Here is a 3,832-nt window from a genome sequence, read left to right as displayed (position 1 = left end):
CCTACAGGTACGACAAGCTCACCAGCACCGTCCACCTCTGGGAACGACCGATCCTGCCCTCCGCCTGACGCCTTTCGGTCTAATTCTTGGCGGGTGCGCGGCCCCATCCCTCAGCGAGAGGTATCGAAAGCCGGGCACAGTGCTAGCTTGACGACATGGAGCGCAGTCGAGACGAGCGGCGCCACCGTCGGCTTCCCCGACCCTATGCAGGCGAATATCCAGAACGCCGCGTTGCAGCCTACCGCCCCGTCGAGAGCGGGCCCGATCCACTGAGAACTCTCGACGTTGCCCGCATCGGCGAGTACCCGTTGCTGACGGCATGGGCAGCTCTCCACAACGCGGACCTGACGGGCAGGCAGGGCGTCCAGGTCTTAGACCGGGCCATAGACGAGAAGACGATCGACGTGGACGGTCCGATCATGAGCGAGGTCGCCTACTTCGTCGGGGACCTGGTGTGCGACGGGCAGCCGGGCTGGCGGTGGAATGTGGACGCCTGGGGGCTCCCCGTCCTAGCCCTGGACAGCGAACACGGCGGGGGCCCGACCGTCTGGGATGTCCTCAAGTTCGTGAAGCGAAGGATCAACCAGGAGTCACCCTCACTTGTGGAGGCCGTCGACCGCTTCGGCACCGAATCCGAGGGGCCAAAGCCGGAGTGACGGTTTTCGCCGCCTGAAGCGCTTCATGGGTGCCCGATCCGGATTGTCGACCAGCCAGCGCCGCTTCAGACTGAAGGGGATACAGGGCGCCGCACTGTCGTGCGGGCTGCGCTCTGACGCTGCTCGAGCGCGTTTATGAACCCGAGCCAATCACGGCCGGCTCGTCGGGACCACTGGATCGCTGCGGCAGTGCTCATTCCTAGGAGGTCGCTCAGCACCGGCGCGGGAAGATCTCCGGCCAGCGCGATGAGGGCCGCGTTGCGCGATCTGCGGACGCGGATGCCGTGTGCCTTGAGCCGTCGAGCCATAGCGGTCCAGGAGATGTGGCCACCGGGACCGCAGCCGGGGAAGAGCCAATCAGGGTCTGAGGGATTCGCGGAGATCAAAGGAGCGTAGGACGACCGCCGGAAGCGAAGCCCGATAAGGAGTCTTCCGAGTATCGGCGGGATGACGACGGCCGGTCGGCCAGGCGCGACGGAGAACCCTGACGGCTGGGACGTGCCATCTGAAAAATCGAGGTGCGCAGTGGTGAGCTCGACGATCCGTGCCAGGGGGATCCCGTAGAGCAGCAGGAGAGCACCGGCTGTCCTGACGTCCTCTGGCATCGATGCATCCGACAGGCAGCGGTTGAGTTCGCTCCATCGTTCCTCGTCGGTCATGTCCAGCGCTGGCCCGGGTGATCTGGGGAATGTCAGGGTCAGATCCGGTGCGAGCCCGCGGCGAGCAGCCCAGTGGAGGAAGTCAGCCACTGCGGGGTGTGCATGATTCGTGTCGTTGAGCCAGCGCTCGATTGTCGCCTGGTCAAGTTCGTGCAGAGTCGTGCGATGCATCGCGAGCCAGGACACGAACGATGCGATCTGGCTTAGTCGCGTCGATGCTGCGTGGAACTGCTGGTAGGTGAATTTGCCTGAGGTCTCGTAGCTGCGCCGCGACCGTCGCAGGAGGCGCCAGGACGCGTAGGCGCGCACGAGGCTGCGGTGTTCCGGCCGCAGCCCGGCGCAGATCCGGTCGAGCACAGTTTCGAGCCGCTCGATGTTCTCGTTTCGCTTCGGCAGCACGTCGAGACTGACCAGTGTTCGCCTGAGCGACCATGCTTCGCGAGCGTCGAAGCCGTCGAGCACTGCATGGGTCACTGGTGTGCCCGCATCGAGCAGTTCGCGCAGGATGCGCGCTCCGCCGCGAGGGTTGGTGAGCCATTTCATGACCGATCGTGGCCGACGGCTCTCTGCGAGGGCATTGATGAGGATCGCCGCCGTGCTGCCAGGGGGCCAGTCGCCGAATGCGCGCGCGAGCTGGTCCCGGACGGCGCAGCGCACGCAGATGCCTTGCTTGTACGGCTCTTCGCCGCCGCCGCAGCGGAGGCAGATGTAGGCGAATCGGGGAGTGCCGCTGCACAGGCCGCAGAGCGTCGGCACCACCAGCCGGCTGCTGGCGGTCGGCTCAGTCGAGGCGACCAGCACTCGCAGCTCTCCACAGCTCTGGCATGCCCGCGGCTTCGCGCGGGCCGCACTGTAGCAGTGGAAGCAGACGGGCCCGATCGGCCACTGGGCGGCGAATCGCTTGAGCTGACCGCACATAGGACAGCGGACTGGCTGCCGGCCGGTTGATGGCGTGGTTGCGTCAGGCAAGGCGCTACCCGAGGTCCGGTCTGCGGATTCGGGTGCGTTGCACCGGTGCCGGCGGCCCGTCCGGCCCGGTTCCGGCCGTTCCCGTCTTGGATACCTGCCTGGGTTCGGCTGCGACTTCGATCAGGTCGTTCGGCGTGCAGTCGAGGATGTCGCAGAGCGCGGCCAAGGTGTCGGTGCTCAGACGTTGGGGTGAGTGGGTCACCAGCCGGTAGACCTGCTCGCGGGAGAGGTGGACGCCCCGCTCTGCCAAGAGTGGGACCAGATCGCTGGTTGCAAAGTATCCGCGCTCGGCCATCCGGAGCCGCAGATTCCACCGGATGCCCATCTTCCTGATCATGGTTGCCCTTCAAGGTCGTGCCAGAGGTTCGGCTGGTGCTTCTCGATCGCCCGCTGGAGCAGCGTATTGCGGTAGGCGTCCGAGACACCGGTGTAGATCGCTGTTGTCGCAGCGTACGCATGGCCGACCTGCTCCTGGACAAATCTTTCCGGGTAGTCGAATTCCACCAGGTGCGTCACGTAGGAATGCCTCAGGCAGTGCAGATCGAGCTCCTTGTCGAGGGCGGCGGCATCACGTGCTTCGGCGAACGCGGCATTGATCCCGCGCCAATCGAGCCTCCCGCGACGCTCCGTCACCCATAGCGCACTGTGCTTTCCGGGGTCGAAGCGCGGGCGGACGTCGGCTACCCACTGCTCGAGGACGGGCACGATCCAGTCCATCTCGGGCACGAGCATCGCGGTCCGACGCTTCGGCGGCCCGCCCCGCTTCGATTTGCCCCATCTGACCAGCAGCGCCCCGAATTGGCCGAAGGCGGGCACCTTCGGATTCCTTCTCATGTCCTCCAGGTCCAGGCCCCAGGCCTCTCGGCGGCGCAGGCCGAAGGCGTAGACCGTCTTGAGAATGGCGGCATTGCGCTGCGCAGTCAGCGCCCCTTTCCGCTTCCGTGCCCGCGTCGACTCGACAAGGTCGTCCGCGGCGTCGAAGAGCTGCTGCACCTCGTCATAGGACAGCGGCCGCCTCCCGGGCCGACCCTCATAGGCGCTCGTGTGCGCCACGGTGTTCCACTCGTCCAGCAGCTGCCGCGGCGCTTGCCCGAACCGCTCGATGCACGCCGCCTGCCAGCCGTAGCGGGGATCCTCCGCGTACTCGAGGAACAGCCGCAGGTTCCCCGTACAGGATCGCGCTGTCGAGGCCGAGATCGCCTCTGCGCCAACCGTCTGCGCGGCGACAAACGCCTCGATCTCCGCCGCCGTCCACTCCCACGGATACTGGTCCGAGAATTCGACCAGCCTGCGTACCGTGCTGGCCCGCCGACGGACCGTCTCATCCTTCAGGAAGCGAGCACGCTGCTGATTTGCCCAGCCCTCCAGCATCGCGTCTAGGACGGTGGCAGCCGGATTGAGGAACCCGACGCCGGATGCCAACGTCAACCTCGCCGCTCCCGCCGGACCACCGCTCGCCTTGACCACATGTTGCATCCAACACAACATTGAGGCTTCTGGCAAGAGGGTGCTGGTTTCCGGCATATCGGGACTCTTACGATGGCCGTC

Annotated in this window: 4 protein-coding genes; 1 reads left to right on the top strand and 3 read right to left on the bottom strand. The window is 66.0% G+C overall.

Translation table 11 applies throughout. The features are described from left to right. Positions 1-155: 155 nt before the first annotated feature. Complete coding sequence (locus IE231_RS18005) at positions 156-656, top strand: hypothetical protein (protein WP_189695372.1); 501 nt, start codon at positions 156-158, stop codon at positions 654-656. Positions 657-721: 65 nt separating this feature from the next. Here the strand turns inward: IE231_RS18005 and IE231_RS18000 are convergent, their stop codons facing one another. From IE231_RS18000 to IE231_RS17990, 3 genes are all read right to left on the bottom strand, one after another. Further along, positions 722-2,116 (bottom strand): hypothetical protein, encoded by a 1,395-nt coding sequence (locus IE231_RS18000; protein WP_189695371.1) that lies wholly within the window; start codon positions 2,114-2,116, stop codon positions 722-724. A 172-nt stretch (positions 2,117-2,288) separates the two neighbouring features. Further along, entirely contained in the window at positions 2,289-2,621 is a 333-nt protein-coding gene (locus tag IE231_RS17995) for a helix-turn-helix domain-containing protein (RefSeq protein ID WP_189695370.1), read from the bottom strand. After that, on the bottom strand, positions 2,618-3,832 hold a 1,215-nt coding region (locus IE231_RS17990), incomplete at its 5' end, for a tyrosine-type recombinase/integrase (RefSeq protein ID WP_306341577.1). The genes IE231_RS17990 and IE231_RS17995, both read right to left, overlap by 4 nt.

It is taken from the genome of Sinomonas cellulolyticus (assembly GCF_014656475.1).
In the GTDB taxonomy this organism is placed as follows: Bacteria; Actinomycetota; Actinomycetes; order Actinomycetales; family Micrococcaceae; genus Sinomonas; species Sinomonas cellulolyticus.
This window is presented reverse-complemented; position numbering and strand designations above follow the sequence as displayed.

Bases quoted from the DNA above. Each gene is read 5' to 3' on its own strand.
- IE231_RS18005 (WP_189695372.1), top strand. From the start codon at position 156: ATGGAGCGCAGTCGAGACGAGCGGCGCCACCGTCGGCTTCCCCGACCC.
- IE231_RS17995 (WP_189695370.1), bottom strand. From the start codon at position 2,621: ATGATCAGGAAGATGGGCATCCGGTGGAATCTGCGGCTCCGGATGGCC.